The organism is Bradyrhizobium oropedii (assembly GCF_020889685.1).
GTDB lineage: Bacteria > Pseudomonadota > Alphaproteobacteria > Rhizobiales > Xanthobacteraceae > Bradyrhizobium > Bradyrhizobium oropedii.
Window position 1 is genome coordinate 12524 of sequence record NZ_JACMYO010000111.1, and the last position, 15906, is coordinate 28429.

A 15906-nucleotide genomic window follows, 5' to 3' on the forward strand; every position below is an offset into this window, starting at 1 on the left:
GCTTGCAGGCGGCGGCGAAGTCGACCATCGTGCCGGACGGAAATCCGGAGAACACGATGCCTTTCGATTTGATTCTGCGCGGCGGACGGGTGATCGACCCGTCGCAAAAGCTCGATGCGGTGACGGACGTCGCCTTTGCCGGCGGCAAGGTCGCAGCCATCGGCCGAGAGCTGAAGGCCGATGCCACGACGGACGTTCGCGACGTGTCGGGGCTGATCGTCTCGCCGGGGATCATCGACCTGCACACCCACGTCTATTGGGGTGGCACCTCGCTCGGCATCGATGCGGAGGAGTTTTGCCGCAAGTCCGGCGTCACCACCTCGGTGGACACCGGCAGCGCCGGCCCCGGCAACTTCGCCGGCTTCCGCAAGCATGTGATCGAGCCGAGCCAGGTCCGCATCCTCGCCTATCTGCACGTCTCGCATGCCGGCATCTTCGGCTTCTCGGATCGCGTGATGGTCGGCGAGAGCGAGGAGCTGCGGCTGATGAATCCGGTCGACGCCGCGCGCGTGGCCGACGAGAACCGCGACCTGATCGTCGGCATCAAGGTGCGGGTCGGCCTGTTCGCCTCGGGCACCTCGGGGCTGGTGCCGCTCGAGATTGCGCTGGAAGTTGCAGAGCAGGTCGGCATGCCGCTGATGGCGCATATCGACCATCCGCCGCCGAGTTATGAGGAGGTGCTGGCGCGCCTGCGCCCGGGCGACGTGCTGACCCATGCGTTCCGTCCGTTCCCCAACACGCCCGCGACGGCGCAGGGCACGGTGAAGAAAGTGGTGCTGGAGGCGCGCGAGCGCGGCGTGCTGTTCGACATCGGCCACGGCAAGGGCTCGTTCGCGTTCAAGACCGCGCGCGCGATGCTTGCCAACGGCTTCTATCCCGACACCATCTCCTCCGACATCCATCAGCTCTGTATCGACGGCCCGGCCTTCGACCAGGTGACGACGATGTCGAAATTCCTCTGCATGGGGATGCGGCTACCGGACGTGATCGCCGCATCCACCGTCAATGCCGCGATGGCGGTGCGGCGGCCGGAGCTCGGCAGCCTCAAGCCGGGCAGCGTCGGCGACGCCACGCTGCTCTCGATCAAGGAAGGCCAGTTCGATTATGTCGACGTGGTCGGCGAACACCTGACCGGCGATCGCAAGATCGCGTCCGAAGGCGTTGTGATCGCTGGACGCTGGTGGCATCCGAGGTAGGCGCTCAAAGAATCCGCATCGCCTTCTCCATCAAAAAGCCGACATCGAAGGCGGTCTGAATCGATGTCGGCTAAGGGCCCAGAAGCGGAAGTCGCAATCAAGTGTTATGCTAGGCCGCAATCATCCAGAGAACGTACATGAAGACCATTGGCATACTAGGCGGAATGTCTGCGGCTTCGACCCAAATTTACTACCGCGAGCTATGCACGATGACGCGGGAGCGGCTTGGCGGACTTCACTCTCCCGAGTTGCTGATCCGCTCTCTTGATTTTGCCCTGATCGAAACCCTCCAGATGAAGGGCGATTGGACGGCCGCTGGAGTTATTCTCAACAAGGGGGCCAGGGCGCTGGAGCGCGGAGGCGCACAGGTAATTGTTTTGGCAACGAATACCATGCACAAGCTTGCGAATGAGATGATGGCGGGAGTTCATGTCCCGTTTGTTCACATCGCTGACGCGACCGCACATGCAATCAAGACGAAGGGGCTTCGGACGCCTGGTTTGATGGCAACCTCCTTCACGATGGAGCAGTCGTTCTACACCGATAGATTGATTGCCGCCGGTCTTAGGCCCGTCATCCCAAATCCCGGCGACCGAGCGGAAACACACCGGATCATTTACGAGGAGCTCTGCAAGGACGTAACGACCGAACAGAGCAGAGCGGCCTATGTAGCAATCGCTGAGCGGCTTGCTGCGTCGGGGGCCGACAGCCTGATTTTGGGGTGCACAGAGGTAGGAATGCTGCTCAATGAAGGCAACGTCGAGATGCCGGTTTTCGACACGACGCTGATACATTGCAAAGCGGTGTTGGACCACGCGCTTGAATGACCACTTCGGGGCCAGGAGCTGACATCCCGCACACTTCCCAATCGCTTGAAAGTGCGGTGATATGGCGTCTTGAGATGCTTGGCGTTTTGCGGCCAGAGTGCCTGCTTGTACGGGGAGAATGCGCGTGAAGGAACTTGCTGGAAAGACCGCGTTCGTGACCGGTGCGGCGTCAGGTATTGGGTTGGGGATCGCGACCGCTTTTGCTCAGGCGGGGGCGAAGGTCATGCTTTGCGATATTGAAGACGCGGCTCTGTCCGCGGCGCTGGAGCAACTGAGGCGCACCAATGTCGATGTCGATGGCGTGAAAGCGGACGTCTCACTCAAGGCCGAACTCGCGGCGGCCGCCGAAGCCACGACGGCCCGCTACGGCAAGGTGCATATCCTCGTCAACAACGCGGGCGTCGGCGGCGGTGGGCCTTATGGCACCTGGACCGACACGTCCTGGAATTGGACCCTGGGCGTCAACCTGATGGCGACCATTTGGGGGATCGAGATTTTCGGGCCGTTGATCGAGCAGCATGGCGAGGGTGGACACATCGTCTCCACAGCCTCGCTCGCTGGCCTCATTTCAGGGGGAAGCACGGCATACAACGTTTCAAAGTACGGCGTTGTCGCGCTGTCCGAGGGACTGCGGCCTGAACTCGCGCCCCGCGGGATTGGCGTATCGGTGCTGTGTCCCGGGTTCATCCGCACTCAAATCATGGACTCGACGCGCAACCTCCCCAAGCGCTTCGAGGGGACCGCCCGTACCTTGCCGACTTCGGGCCCGCTTGCCGAGCGGATCAATCTGGTTCGCCAACGCATCTCTCAGGGCATCGATCCCATGTATGTCGGTGAACTCGTCCGCGAAGGCGTCGAAAACGACTGGCCCTATATCTTCACCGACCTCGAATTCGAATCGGTGGTCGAAGCGCGCTTCGCCGCAATCAAGCAAGGCTTTGACCATATCCGCGGGCGTGACCCGAAACGCTGAGCACGCAGGGCACGGTGAAGAAGGTGGTGCCGGAGGCGCGCGAGCGCGGCGTGCTGTTCGACATCGGGCACGGCAAGGACTCGTTCGCCTTCAAGACCGCGCGCGCGATGCTCGCCAACGGCTTCTCACCCGACGCCATCTCCTCCGACATCACCAGTTCTGCATCGACGGCCCGGTGTTCGACCAGGTGACGACGATGCCGAAATTCATCAGCATGGGGATGTCGCCGCCGGACGTGATCGCGGCATCCACCGTCAATGCCGCGATGGGCGAGGTCGAAATCGGTCTGAATGAACGTCGTCTGTGGGCCGGAAGCGATCATTGAGCGATTTCTGCCCCTTGGCGAATGAATTTAAGGCGACTTAGTGGGCTTTCGCCGCTGCCGATCGAATTGCGTTTTGATAGTCGCTGAGAAGTTTGGAATCTTCGATCGATCCGTGATGATGCATCTGCCGCCAGCGCCCATCGATCAGTTGAAAGATGCGACTCGTGCGAATGTTTAGATTTTTTTCGGCATCACCCTCACGATAGGTACCGCGTTCACGCCCAACAGCCCAGAATACATCGCCCGCGCGGTGTATGGTATAGTCCCAAAATACAACGTGAACGTCCGCCGGACTCTTGAAGACTCCCTCATACATCGCGTGTGGCTGATCTGCTCCCCGCCGAATGCCTCCGAGAGGATTATCGATCGCAACCTCATCGGTATGAGCGAAGTTATCGTCGATCATCTTCAGATCACGCGTATTGAAGGCGCGGTAGAACTGGGCCAATGCCTGTTCGGGCTGGCTCAGATCTCCAATATCTTCGTTACCCGTAATGGGTTCTTGTATCGGTTTTGCTTGAGGCTCGGCGAGGGCTACGGATATCGAAACTCCTCCTAAATTATTTGCCAAACCGAATAGTGCCAAAGCGTGCAGGCCTCTGCGGAATAGCTTAGCCGACATGGCTCTCTCCTGTTCCAGTATAGCTTTGCCTCTCTATCAACTTCCGGACCGCGGCTCACAGGCGCATCGTGCGAATGGCCCATTAGGGCGATAGGTTCACGTTAGCTTGCTGCGCCGCGATAGCGACTGCCGACGTGGCACTCGCGCTGCCGAAATTGGTGATGAAGTCACGCCACCTTATGCCGGTCCCCGCCATGGAAACCGCCGGAGGCGATAGCCAAAGCCTAGCACTTTTCGATCGTCTTGCTCGGAAAAAGGGCCTGATGCGTGATGTCTCAGTTGGGTCGAAAGCCGGCAATGACGACCGATGCTGGCAGCCGCCGCTTTCCCCAGAGGCGGACGTATGAGTCCCAATTGTCGGGCAAATCCTTCCGCGCCGCCGCAGTGCGAATGATGCGCACTTGCGGCAGCTAGTCACGCGCACCAACGTCGCGCGAGTCATCAGGCGGTTCATCCCGTCATCAAAAAAAGATTGGCCATGCGAATAATGTTCACGCCTTGTGCCCGCAAGGCCGCGCACCATCTCCGCACCGCAATTCTTGGGTGCAGGTTTGGGTTCCAAACCGCCCAGTTGCGAATTGTGGAGATGGGCTATGGACTTCCTCGGTTTTCTTAATGGTTCAGGTTTAACCCAACCGGCCATTTGGATCGCAGCCGTGGTCGCATGTGTGATCCTGCTGCGGATATCGAACGTATTTCGCTACATTCCCAACAATCAGGTCGGCATCGTCGAGAAATTGTGGGCGGTGAAGGGCTCGATCGACGGCGGCTTCATCGCGCTCAACGGAGAAGCCGGCTATGAGCCTGAGGTGCTGCGCGGCGGCCTGCACGTGATGTTTCCCTTCATGTACCGGATCCACCGCTCGGACCTCGTGACCGTCGGCCAGGGCAAGATCGCCTATGTGTTCGCGCGCGACGGTGCGCCGCTCGAGCCTTCGCAGGTGCTCGGCGCCAACGACAGCGAAGACAAGTCTGACTTCCAGGACACGCGCCGCTTCCTGCTCGGCGGCGGCCAGAAGGGCCCGCAGCGCAAGATCCTGCGCGAAGGCACCTATGCGATCAACACGACGCAGTTTGCGGTCATCACTGACGAGCGCGTCTACGGTCACGCGCTGAGCGAGCGCGAGCACGGCGTGCTCGAGAGCATGCAGCTCACGATCACCGAGCGCTGGGGCTTTGCCCCGGTCGTGCTGGCGGCCGATCACGATCTGGTCGGCATCGTTACCGTACATGACGGCCCGTCGCTGCCTCCGGGCGAGATCATCGCGCCCGAAGTCGGCATCGAGCTGCGGGACGCTGCGACCTTTCACAACAATTTCCAGGAGCCTGAGAAATTCCTGAAGGGTGGCGGCTATCGCGGCCGCCAACTCCAGGTCATCGTCGAAGGCACCTGGTACATCAATCGCCTGTTCGCGACCGTCGAGGCGGTGCCGAAGACGGTGATCCCGGTCGGCAATGTCGGCGTCGTGATCTTCTATACCGGCCCGCGCACCGACGACGTCTCGGGCGAGCAGTATCGCCATGGCGAGCTGGTGCTCAACGGCAGCCGCGGCGTCTGGAAGGACCCGCTGTTGCCGGGCAAATACGCCTTCAACACCTATGCCGGCAAGATCGAGGTGATCCCGACCGTCAACTTCATCCTGAAATGGGTGCGCGGCGAGGTCGGTGCGATGAAGCTCGACGAGAACCTTTCGGAGATTTCGCTGATCACCAAGGACGCGTTCGAGCCGACGCTACCGCTCTCGGTGGTGATGCATATCGACTACAAGAAGGCGCCGATGATCATCCAGCGCTTCGGCGACGTGAAGAAGCTGGTCGAGCAGACGCTCGACCCGATGGTCAGCGCGTTCTTCAAGAACATCGCGCAGAAGATGACGCTGATCGAGCTGCTGCAGAACCGGGCCGCGATCCAGGAGGAGGCGGCACACGACATGAAGGCGAGGTTCGAGAGCTATTCGCTCGACCTTCAGGAGGTCTTGATCGGCACGCCGCGGGCGGCTCCCGGCGACCACACCATCGAGAACATCCTGATCCAGCTCCGCTCGCGCCAGATCGCGCGCGAGCAGATCGAGACCTATCAGGAGCAGGAGAAGGCCGCGGTGCAGGAGCGCGCGCTGAACGAAGCCAAGGCGACGGCGGCGGCGCAGACGGCACTGACGCAATCGCTGATCCAGGTCAGGGTCAACGAGAACGAGGGCGCGGCGGCGTTCGCCCGCGCACAGAAGGATGCCGAAACGAGGAAGGTGACGGCGGCCGCGGTCGGCGAGCAGTCGCGGCTCGAAGGCCAGGGCGAGGCCGACCGGGTGCTTGCGGTCGGCGCCGCTAACGCCCAGGCGACCAAGCTGTCGGTCGATGCCTATGGCGGGCCGGAGTACCGGCTTGCCGAACAGAATTTTGCAAAATTCGCCGACGCCCTGACGCGGATCAATCAGCCCTTGGTGCCGCAATTCCTGATGTCAGGCGGACCGGGCCAGGAAGGCAGCAGCGCGGGGCTGATCCCGACCGCGATGCTGAGCTCGATGTTCGGACAGATGATGCCCGGCGCATTGGAGAAGCTGAAGGACGAGGCACCGAAGCCCGCGCGCCGGACCAACGGCCAGTGATGCGGCGACGATGCGATAACCGAAACTGACGTTTCCTCACCGCTATGGCCGGTCCAAGCCCGGCCATGGCGGTGCGCTTGCGCGATTTCGGAATATTGGAAATGTATCCCTGAGTTGCCCGACGTGTCAAGTTGCCTTGTCGAACGCCGGCAGTCGCGGGCTCCTTTGCATGGGGTTGTTTTCGATATTTTGGCCGCGCGCAGCTAGTCCGTCTTGTCGACGTTCCAGAACACCGGCGGCGCCGGGCCGTCCAATATGCCGGTCAATGATTTGCGCCAGGCGCTCGGCAGACGGAACTGGCCGAGCGGGATATAGATCACCTGCTCATACGCTTCCTTTTGGATCTCCACCGCGAGCTGCTTCTGCGCCTCGGGTGTGGTGGAGCGCGCGTAGGCGTCGCGCATCTGCTCGATCTTGGCGTTCTCCGGCCAGCCGAACCAGGCGCGCTTACCGTTCGCAGCGATCTGGTTGTTGACGATCGGATTCATCGTCTCGGTGGCACCCGTGAAAGTGAAGAACAGGTTCCAGCCGCCTTCCTTCGGCGGCTTCTGGCTGGCGCGTCGGCTGACCACGGTCTGCCAGTCCGTCACCTGCGCGTCCACGGTGAAGCCTGCCGCGCGCAACAGCTGCGCCGCCACGGTCGGTGGCCCCTTCAGGGTCTGCACGTCGCCGGGGATCATGATCACGACCGGCGTGCCGTCATAGCCCGAGGCCGCCAGCGCCTTCTTCGCCTCGGCCATACCGTTGCCCTTGATCAGCGTCTCCGCGCCGACGTCGCTGGCGAGGGGCGTGTCGCAGGCGAAATAGGCGCCGCAGATCTCGTAATATTTGGCATTGCCGACGGTTGCGTCGAGCACGTCCTTCTGGTTCATCGCCAGGAATGCCGCGCGGCGGATCTTGGGGTTGTCGAACGGCGGGTGCAGGAAATTCATCCGGCCTTCGATCTGGAAGCCGAACTTGTTCAGCACACCCACGGTGAGATCGGAGTTCGCCTCCAGCACTGGCACCAGATCGATCGACGGTTGTTCGAGGAAATCGATGTCGCCGGATTGCAGCGCGTTGATCGCGGTCTGCGCATCGGGCATCGTGATCCATTCGACGCGATCGACCTTGGCGACCTTGCCGCCCGACAGCCAATCCGGCTTTTCCTTGCGCGGCAAATAGTCGGCGTTGCGCTCATAGACCGCCTTGACGCCCGGCTGGAATTCAGCGGCAATGAACTTGAATGGGCCGCAGCCGATCTGTTCAGGGATCTGCTTGCCCGGCGGCGTCTCCGCGAGCCGCTTCGGCAACATGAAGGCGACATAGGAGGAGGGCTTTGCGATGCTCTCCAGCACCAGGCCATACGGCTCCTTCAGCTTGAGCACGATGGTCCCGGGTCCGGCTGGCTCGAGCGTCGCCGTGAAGTCCATCAGCTTCTGTCCCGTGCCGTCATTGGTGGCCCAGCGCTTCAGCGAAGCGATGCAGTCTTCCGCGGTGACCGGCGCACCGTCGTGCCATTTCAGGCCGTCGCGCAGCGTGAAGGTGTAGGTGAGCTTGTCGTCCGAGACGGTCCAGTCCGCCATCTGCGGCCGGACCTTGAAGCTTGAATCGATGCCGAGCAGGGTGTCGTAGACCATGTAGCCGTGGTCGCGGGTGATGTAGGCGGTGGTGAAACCGGGATCGATGATGCGCAGGTCCGAATGCATCACCGCCGTGATGGTCTTGCCCTTGGCGGCGGCGAGGGCGCGCGAGGTGAGGATGGCCGGGGCCGCAATGGCCGGCGGCACGCTGGCCGCGAGCTTGAGGAGCATTCTGCGCGAAACATCGACCATTCGCCGTCCCCCGATTTGTCGTTGCGCCGGCACGTAGGCCACAGCGGCCGGCATGCTTCACGAATTCGTTGTTGAAAGCAAGCAAGGGCCATGCCGCCGGTCTGTCGCATGGTTTGGTCAGGTGAACGTTTGATGACCGCGACCGGCGCGCGTTGCGTCGGCACCGCACAAGTCCGCATCCTGCATAGGAGCCTGCGCTTCCTGCCGCACCTCGCAGGCTGTTCGGAGCTCGCCCTGCCGTGTAGGCTTCTGGCCTGCGGGCCAGCAATAAGGCCATACCCCCCAAGGGAACAAGCAGCGCGAACAAGCAGCCGAGGGAGACCAAAAGAACCGTCATGACCGATATCCGATACGTAGCACCGCGCACGCTTGATGAAGCGATTGGCGCATTCGCTGCCGCCGGAAGTGCCGCCCGCATTATGGCAGGGGGCACCGATTTGTTGGTGCAAATGCGCTCCGGCCTGGTGCGGCCGGGATTGATCGTCGACATCAAGAAGATCGGCGAGATGACCGAGATCACCGAGGCCGCCGATGGCGGTTTCCGCGTCGGTGCTGCCGTCTCCGGCATGGAGCTCGCCGAGCACGCGCGCTTCGGCAAGGTGTGGCCCGGCGTGCTCGAGGCCGTGAACCTGATCGGCTCCAAGCAGGTGCAGGGCCGGGCGTCTGCCGGCGGCAATCTCTGCAACGGCTCGCCGGCCGGCGACAGCGTGCCGGCGATGATCGCAGCCGGTGCCGTCGTCACCGTGCAAGGGCCGAACGGCCGTCGCGAGATGAAGGTTGAGGACGTGCCGGCCGGACCCGGCCGCACCAACCTCAGGCCGGGCGAGATCCTTGTCAGCTTCAGCTTGCCGCCGCGGCCCAAGGGCTCGGGCGATGCTTACCTGCGGATGATCCCGCGCACCGAGATGGACATCGCGGTGGTCGGCATCGGCGTCAGCCTGACCTTGCAGGATGGTGTCTGCATCGCCGCCCGCGTCGGCCTCGGCGCAGTGGCACCGACCGCGCTGCTGGTCGCGCCGGCGGCGCAGGCGCTTGTCGGCTCCAAGCTCGACGATGCGGCACTGGAAGCCGCCGCGGCTGCATGTCGCGCTGCCTGCCGTCCGATCGACGACAAGCGCGGCACCATCGCTTACCGGACAAAAACCGCCGGCGTGCTGCTCAAGCGCACCGCCGCGATCGCCGCCCAGCGCGCCGGAGGACACTAGCACCATGCCGAAACTGCACGTCACCACCTTCGTCAACGGCGAGCCGGTCGAATTCCTGTGCGAGCCCTATGAGACCATGCTCGACGCGCTGCGCGGGCAATTGGGGCTGACCGGCTCCAAGGAGGGCTGCGCGTCCGGCGATTGCGGCGCCTGCTCGATCACGCTCGATGGTCGGCTGATCTGCTCCTGCCTGATGCTCGCGGCCGAGGCCGAGGGCCACGAGATCCGGACCATCGAGGGCATGGCCAAGGGCGACAAGCTGCATCCCTTGCAGCAGAAGTTCCTCGAGCATGCCGCGCTCCAGTGCGGCATCTGCACCTCGGGCATGCTGGTGGCCTCCGAGGCGCTGCTCGCCAAGAACTCAAATCCGACCGAAGAGGAAGTCCGCTTCTGGCTCGCCGGCAATCTCTGCCGGTGCACCGGTTACGACAAGATCGTCCGCGCGGTGATGGAGACCGCTGCCGAAATGCGGGAGACTGCGCGATGAACGTCGTCAACAACAAATGGATCGGCCAGCGCACCATCCGGCCCGATGGCGTCGACAAGGTGACCGGCCGCGCGGCGTTTGCCGCCGACACCACCATGCCCGGCATGATCTGGGGCAAGGTGCTGCGCAGCCCGCATCCGCACGCCCGCATCAAATCGATCAACACCGCGAAGGCCCAGCGGCTACCCGGCGTCAAGGCGGTGGTCACTTCGCGTGACATCGTCGATTTCACGATCGAGAAGGGCGCCGTGATGCTCGGCATCCAGGACATGCGCTGGATGTGCCGCAACGTGATGGCGCGCGACAAGGCGCTGTTCCCCGGGCACCCCGTTGCCGCCGTCGCCGCGACCACGGAGGCGATCGCCGCCGAGGCCTGCAAGCTGATCGAGGTCGACTACGAGGTGCTGCCCTGGGCGATCGAGATCGACGACGCGCTGAAGGCCGATGCGCCGATCCTGCACGAGTTCAACAGATTCGACGGCAAGCCCTCGAACATCATGGGCCGCATCGAATCCAAGAAGGGCGACATCGCGCAGGGATTCAAGGACGCCGAGCTCGTGATCGAGCGCTCCTTCACCACGCGCCCGGTGCACCAGGGCTATATCGAGCCGCACGCCTGCCTGATCTCGGTTGCCGCCGACGGCAAGACCACGATCTGGTCGTCGAGCCAGGGCCAGTTCATGGTGCGCGCGATGACCTCGATGCTCACAGGCATCCCGCAGAGCGACATCCGCGCCATCCCCGCCGAGATCGGCGGCGGCTTCGGCGGCAAGACCATCGTCTATCTCGAGCCGCTTGCGACCTTGCTCGCGAAGAAGTCCGGCCGCCCGGTGAAGATGGTGATGACCCGCGAGGAGGTGATGCGCGCCACCGGTCCGACCTCCGGCTCGAAGAGCACGGTGAAGATCGGCGCCAAGAAGGACGGCACCATCGTCGCCGCCCACGGCAGCTTCTATCTGCAGGCCGGCGCCTTCCCGGGCTCGCCGATCCGCGGCGCGGTCGGGTGCAGCTTCGCGCCCTACGACATTCCGCATGTGCTGTCGGAGGGATTCGACGTCTGCTCCAATCGCTCCAAGGTCGCGGCCTATCGCGCGCCCGGCGCGCCGATCGGCGCCTATGCGGTGGAATGCGTGCTCGACGAACTCGCCGAGGCGCTCAAGATTGATCCGCTGGCGCTGCGGCTGAAGAACGCGGCCAAGGAAGGCACCAAGGCCGCGCACGGCCCGGTGTTCCCGCGCATCGGCTATATCGAGACGCTGCAAGCCGCGCAGAACCATCCGCATTATGCCGCGCCGCTCGGCAAATATCAGGGCAGGGGCGTCGCCTCCGGCTTCTGGTTCAACGCCGGCGGTGAATCCTCCGCGCAGGTCAACATCACCGAGGACGGCAACGTCGTCGTCACCACAGGGCACCCCGATATCGGCGGCTCGCGCGCCGGCATCGCCAATATCTGCGCCGAGCTGCTCGGCATCGACTACAAGCGCATCTCCGTCATCATCGGCGATACCCAAACCATCGGTTTCTCCAATCTGACCGGCGGCAGCCGCGTGCTGTTTGCCTCCTCGATGGTGGTGACGCAGGCGGCCGACAAGGTGATAGCCACGTTGCGCGAGCGCGCGGCAAAAATCTGGGAGATCGATCCGGAAGCGGTGAAGTGGGAGAACGGCGCCGCGCATCCGGTCAGCCCGAATGCCGGCCAGTTCGAGCCGCTGACGCTTGCGGACCTCGCCGAGAAGGCGCCGTCGCAGGGCGGCCCGATCGGCGCCAGCGTGCAGCTCAACACCCAAGGGGCCGAGGGCGGCTTCGGCACGCATATCTGCGACGTCGAGGTTGATGTCGATCTCGGCATCGTCAGGGTGATCCGCTACACCGCCGTGCAGGATGTCGGCCGCGCCGTGCATCCGAGTTATGTCGAGGGCCAGTTGCAGGGCGGCGTCGCGCAGGGCATCGGCTGGGCGCTGAACGAGGAGTACATCTACAACAAAGACGGCAAGGTCGATAATCCCGGCTTCCTCGACTATCGCATGCCGGTTTGTTCCGACCTGCCGATGCTCGACTGCGCGCTGGTCGAGGTGCCGAACCCGAAGCATCCGCAGGGCGTCAAGGGCGTCGGCGAGGTGCCGCTGGTGCCTGTCATGGCCGCGGTTGCCAACGCTGTCCACAACGCGCTGGGCAAACGCTTCTACAGCCTGCCGATGTCGCCGCCGAAGGTGTCGGCGGCGCTGGACGCACCGACGCAGCAGGCGGCGGAGTAAGAAGAGTAGGGCGGGTTACGCTTCGCTAACCCGCCCTACGATTCCAGTCCGAACGACGGCCATTGACGTTTCCGGCTCTGCCCCGGCAAGATCGATCGGATGCATCAGGCTCACCGTGAACGGATGAGAATGACCAACCCCGACGAGCTGTCCGCCTACATGATCTTCAGCCGGAGCGATTGGGCGGCGCTGCGCGCCAGCACGTCGCTGACGCTGTCGGACGCCGATCTCGCGGCGCTTCGCGGTCTGAACGGGCCGATCACATCAGCCGAAGTCAGCGACGTCTACCTTCCGCTGACGCGTCTGTTGAACCTGCATTTCTCGGCGGCGCGCAATCTGATGCAGGTCAAGGCGGAGTTTCTTGGCCGGCGCCGCGCCGCTCGCCCTACATCGTCGCGTTGGCGGGCAGCGTCGGCGTCGGCAAGAGCACCTTTGCGCGCGTGCTCTGTGCGCTTTTGGCCGGCTGGGCCGATCACCCGCGGGTCGAGCTGGTGACGACCGACGGCTTCCTGCATTCCAACGGCGTCCTCGAAGAGCGCGGCCTGATGCGGCGCAAGGGGTTTCCCGAGAGCTACGATCTGCCGCGGATGCTGCGGTTCCTCGCGGCCGCCAAGGCAGGCGAAGGTGAGCTCGAGCTGCCCGTCTACTCGCATCTGATCGGCGACATCGCGCCCTCGGAACGTCAGGTCATTCAGCAGCCGGATATCCTGGTGTTCGAAGGCCTCAACGTGCTGCTGGCACGCGGCACGGCGCCGGTGGTGGTGTCGGACTTCTTCGACTTCTCGATCTACCTCGATGCCGATGAGGCCGACATCCAGTCCTGGTATGTCGAGCGCTTCCTCAGGTTGCAGCCGACCGCGTTCCGGAACCCCGCCTCATATTTCCACCACTACAGGGATCTGCCGCCCAGCGACGCGCGCGAGGTTGCAGAGCGGCTGTGGCGTGAGCATCATCGCGCCAATCTCAGGGAGAACATTTTGCCGACGCGGACGCGGGCCGACGTCGTGCTGCGCAAGCATTCCGACCATTCGATCGGTGAGGTCTGGCTGCGGGAGACGTAGCAGCGGCGAGATGTAGAAATGTAGGGCGGGTTAGGCGAAGCCGTAACCCGCCGTCTTTCCGCGGATCGAGCTGCGGCGGGTTACGCTTCGCTAACCCGCCCTACGGTCCCTCACTTCAGCTCCTTCCCCAGCTGCGCGAACACCGTCTCGCAGGTCATCAGGTCGAGGTGACCGCCGCCGGCGTTCTTGAAGAAGGTGATGTCGCTATCCGACAGCCGGCCGGCGACCGCACCGCTGGCGAGGTCGTAGTGGTCGCCGAGCACGTCGCTCTCCTTGATCGCGCCGCTCGCGATCGGCGCCAGGATGTCGCCGACGCCGTCGAAGGCGGATTCGCGACGGTCGACGAAGATGCGCGAACGCCGCGCCGCCTCGTCGTCGGACTCGCGGGTGTCGGGGGTGAAGCCGCCGACCAGGTCGAGATGGGTGCCGGGCTGCAAATTGGCGCCCTTGACCAGCGGCTCGCGCGAGCGGGTGCAGGTGGTGATGATATCGGCCTCGGCTGTCGCGGCGTCGAGATCGGTGACGGCCTCAGTGGCGATGCCGTCGCTTTCCAAGAGCGCGGCGAGCTCCCGCGCGCGCTCGACCGTCCGGTTCCAGACCCGCACCCGCTTCAGCTGCGGCCGCACCGTGCGGTGGCCGCGCACCAGCCAGCGTGCCATCTCGCCGGCGCCGACCACCAGCAGCGTCTCGGCATCCGGCCGCGCCAGATGTTTGGCGCCAAGCGCGGAGTCCGCTGCGGTCTTCCAATGGGTGATCTCGGCGGCATCCATCACCGCCAGCGGCTGCCCGTTATTGCCGTCGAATAGCACGCAGACCGCCTGCACCGCCGGCAGCCTGCCGTCCGTAAGGTTGCCTGGAAAGCTGGTGTAGAGCTTGGTCATCATGAAGCGGCCGGCATCGACGGCGCTGCGCGTCACCAGCTGCTGGCCCTTGTCGTCGCCGAGATAGCCGTCCCGCACCGCGATCTTGGGACGCCGGTGCGCAGCCTCGATCGCCGCGATCAGGATCGGGAAGGTCAGGACGCGGTTGACCTCGTCGTCGTCGACAAAATGCACGTGGTTCTCTCCCAGGGCACGCGCGGCGCGCCAAAAAGCCGGTCCGGACTGGATAGCGCGTGGGGAGGGCTAGTCAACCGGACATGCGCCGCTGCGCTGCACTTGCTATCCTGCCCGCCTGATTCTCTCGCAGGTCTTCGCAAGCCGTGGTCGCATTCGTCGTCGCCCTCCTGATCTTCATCCTGTTGAGCGGCGCCGCGCTGGCGACCATGGCGATCCATGTCCGGTTCGCCGACCATCACCGCAGCGACGAGACCAATACCTCGGTACGCCTGGTCGCGACGCTGTTCTTCACCATGCCGTCGCTGCTGCTCGGCCTGATGATGAACAACTCGGCCAATACCTATGTGGCTGTCGACCGCAATTTGCATGTCTTCGCCACCGACCTCATTCTGCTCGACCGCAGCCTGCGGCCGCTGGGTCCCAGCGCCGACGAGCCGCGCAAGCGGCTGCTCGCCTATGTCGAGCAGGTGCTCAAGGATGTCCCGATCTCGCGGGCGAACGAGGTGTCCGAACATCTGCTCGACGAGGTCGGCACCAGCCTCCGCGAGCTGCGGTTCGACGACGAGCAGAAGGTCGCGCTGTGGAACGACGCCCGGTCGCTCTACCGGCAGGCGGTGCAGCAGCGCTGGACCTTTGTCGAGCAGTCCGACGGTTCGTTTCCATCGCCGCTGATCTGCATCCTGGTCGGGTGGCTGACGCTGATGTTCGCAACCCTGGGCTTTCGCGCGCCGCGCAACGCGGTCGTGATCTCGACCTATGTCGCCGCGGCGGCGCTAGTCGCGGCCGCGATCTATTTGATCCTCGAAATGAGCACGCCGTTCTCCGGCCCGATCCAGCTCTCCGACCGCCCGCTGGTGCGCGCGGCCGAGGAAATCAGGCGATAGCGGCCGGTATCGGCGCGCGCCTCCGGCTTTATTCCCCTCGCATTGATCGATGTTCCGGAAATTCTTTCCGCTTCTCCGCGGGAATGCGGGCGGCTTCGCGCGTCCTACGCATGCAAGCCGTTTGCATTCGAAAGGAGACATCATGAAGACATCGATCTCGTTCGCGCTCGCCACCGCCGTGTCGTTTGCGTTCGCATCAACAGCCTTTGCGGCGCCGCCGACCAAGACCGGCACGACGGCGAAGGGCTCCGTCCTCACCGACACCAAGGGGATGACGCTCTACACCTTTGACAAGGACGCCGACGGCAAGTCGGCCTGCAACGGCCCGTGTGCGACGAACTGGCCGGTGCTGAAGGCGGAAGCCAGCGACAAGGCCGAAGGCGGCTACAGCATCATCTCCCGTGACGACGGCTCGAAGCAGTGGGCCTACAAGGGCAAGCCGCTCTATACCTTCGCCAAGGACCAGAAGGCCGGCGACATCACCGGGGACGGCTTCCTTAATGGCGCCTGGCACCTCGCGCAGCCCTGAGGCGACGTCCAAAGGGTTCGCTCTGTCGGGCGGGTTCGCGCTGGCGTAACCCGCCCCGAGCCCGTGC

At 63.9% G+C, this 15906-nt stretch carries 12 protein-coding genes and 2 pseudogenes; 11 read left to right on the plus strand and 3 right to left on the minus strand.

Annotation, left to right across the window (positions count from 1 at the left end; translation table 11 throughout):
• Positions 1–56 precede the first annotated feature (56 nt).
• The 4 genes and pseudogenes from H8A95_RS27080 to H8A95_RS27095 all read left to right on the plus strand — a co-directional run.
• Entirely contained in the window at positions 57–1196 is a 1140-nt protein-coding gene (locus H8A95_RS27080; protein ID WP_229185982.1) for an amidohydrolase/deacetylase family metallohydrolase, read from the plus strand.
• 137 nt (positions 1197–1333) lie between these two features.
• Positions 1334–2023: an aspartate/glutamate racemase family protein gene (locus H8A95_RS27085; protein ID WP_229185983.1), complete on the plus strand. Its 690-nt coding sequence runs from the start codon at positions 1334–1336 to the stop codon at positions 2021–2023.
• Between the two features lie 118 nt (positions 2024–2141).
• A complete protein-coding gene (locus H8A95_RS27090) occupies positions 2142–2996 on the plus strand; it encodes an SDR family NAD(P)-dependent oxidoreductase (RefSeq protein WP_229185984.1) in 855 nt (284 codons plus the stop codon).
• Positions 2984–3264 (plus strand): annotated as a pseudogene (locus H8A95_RS27095) (amidohydrolase/deacetylase family metallohydrolase); the annotation flags it as partial. The gene H8A95_RS27090 and the pseudogene H8A95_RS27095, both read left to right, overlap by 13 nt.
• A gap of 94 nt (positions 3265–3358) precedes the next feature.
• Here H8A95_RS27095 and H8A95_RS27100 read toward each other — a convergent pair.
• Positions 3359–3943, minus strand: coding sequence for a YybH family protein (locus H8A95_RS27100; protein WP_229185985.1), 585 nt, complete (start codon positions 3941–3943; stop codon positions 3359–3361).
• Between the two features lie 593 nt (positions 3944–4536).
• Between H8A95_RS27100 and H8A95_RS27105 the strand changes: the two genes are divergently transcribed.
• On the plus strand, positions 4537–6546 hold the full coding sequence (locus H8A95_RS27105; protein WP_229185986.1) for an SPFH domain-containing protein: 2010 nt from the start codon (positions 4537–4539) through the stop codon (positions 6544–6546).
• A gap of 203 nt (positions 6547–6749) precedes the next feature.
• Here H8A95_RS27105 and H8A95_RS27110 read toward each other — a convergent pair whose 3' ends face one another.
• A complete protein-coding gene (locus H8A95_RS27110) occupies positions 6750–8360 on the minus strand; it encodes an ABC transporter substrate-binding protein (protein ID WP_420839458.1) in 1611 nt (536 codons plus the stop codon).
• A gap of 344 nt (positions 8361–8704) precedes the next feature.
• On the opposite strand from H8A95_RS27110, the gene H8A95_RS27115 reads away from it, so the two are divergent.
• The 4 genes and pseudogenes from H8A95_RS27115 to coaA all read left to right on the plus strand — a co-directional run bounded on the left by H8A95_RS27115 (position 8705) and on the right by coaA (position 13368).
• Entirely contained in the window at positions 8705–9565 is an 861-nt protein-coding gene (locus H8A95_RS27115) for an FAD binding domain-containing protein (RefSeq protein WP_229185993.1), read from the plus strand.
• A 4-nt stretch (positions 9566–9569) separates the two neighbouring features.
• A complete protein-coding gene (locus H8A95_RS27120) occupies positions 9570–10052 on the plus strand; it encodes a (2Fe-2S)-binding protein (protein ID WP_229185987.1) in 483 nt (160 codons plus the stop codon).
• Entirely contained in the window at positions 10049–12307 is a 2259-nt protein-coding gene (locus tag H8A95_RS27125; RefSeq protein WP_229185988.1) for a xanthine dehydrogenase family protein molybdopterin-binding subunit, read from the plus strand. Before H8A95_RS27120 ends, H8A95_RS27125 begins: the two co-directional genes overlap by 4 nt.
• A 99-nt stretch (positions 12308–12406) precedes the next feature.
• Positions 12407–13368: pseudogene (coaA, locus tag H8A95_RS27130) on the plus strand (type I pantothenate kinase).
• A 110-nt stretch (positions 13369–13478) separates the two neighbouring features.
• Here the strand turns inward: coaA and H8A95_RS27135 are convergent.
• Entirely contained in the window at positions 13479–14423 is a 945-nt protein-coding gene (locus H8A95_RS27135; protein WP_229185989.1) for an ornithine cyclodeaminase family protein, read from the minus strand.
• A 146-nt stretch (positions 14424–14569) separates the two neighbouring features.
• Between H8A95_RS27135 and H8A95_RS27140 the strand changes: the two genes are divergently transcribed.
• Positions 14570–15310: a bestrophin-like domain gene (locus tag H8A95_RS27140; protein WP_229185990.1), complete on the plus strand. Its 741-nt coding sequence runs from the start codon at positions 14570–14572 to the stop codon at positions 15308–15310.
• Between the two features lie 142 nt (positions 15311–15452).
• The gene (locus H8A95_RS27145) at positions 15453–15839 is read left to right on the plus strand and encodes a COG4315 family predicted lipoprotein (protein ID WP_229185991.1); all 387 of its coding nucleotides are present in this window, start codon (positions 15453–15455) and stop codon (positions 15837–15839) included.
• Positions 15840–15906 lie beyond the last annotated feature (67 nt).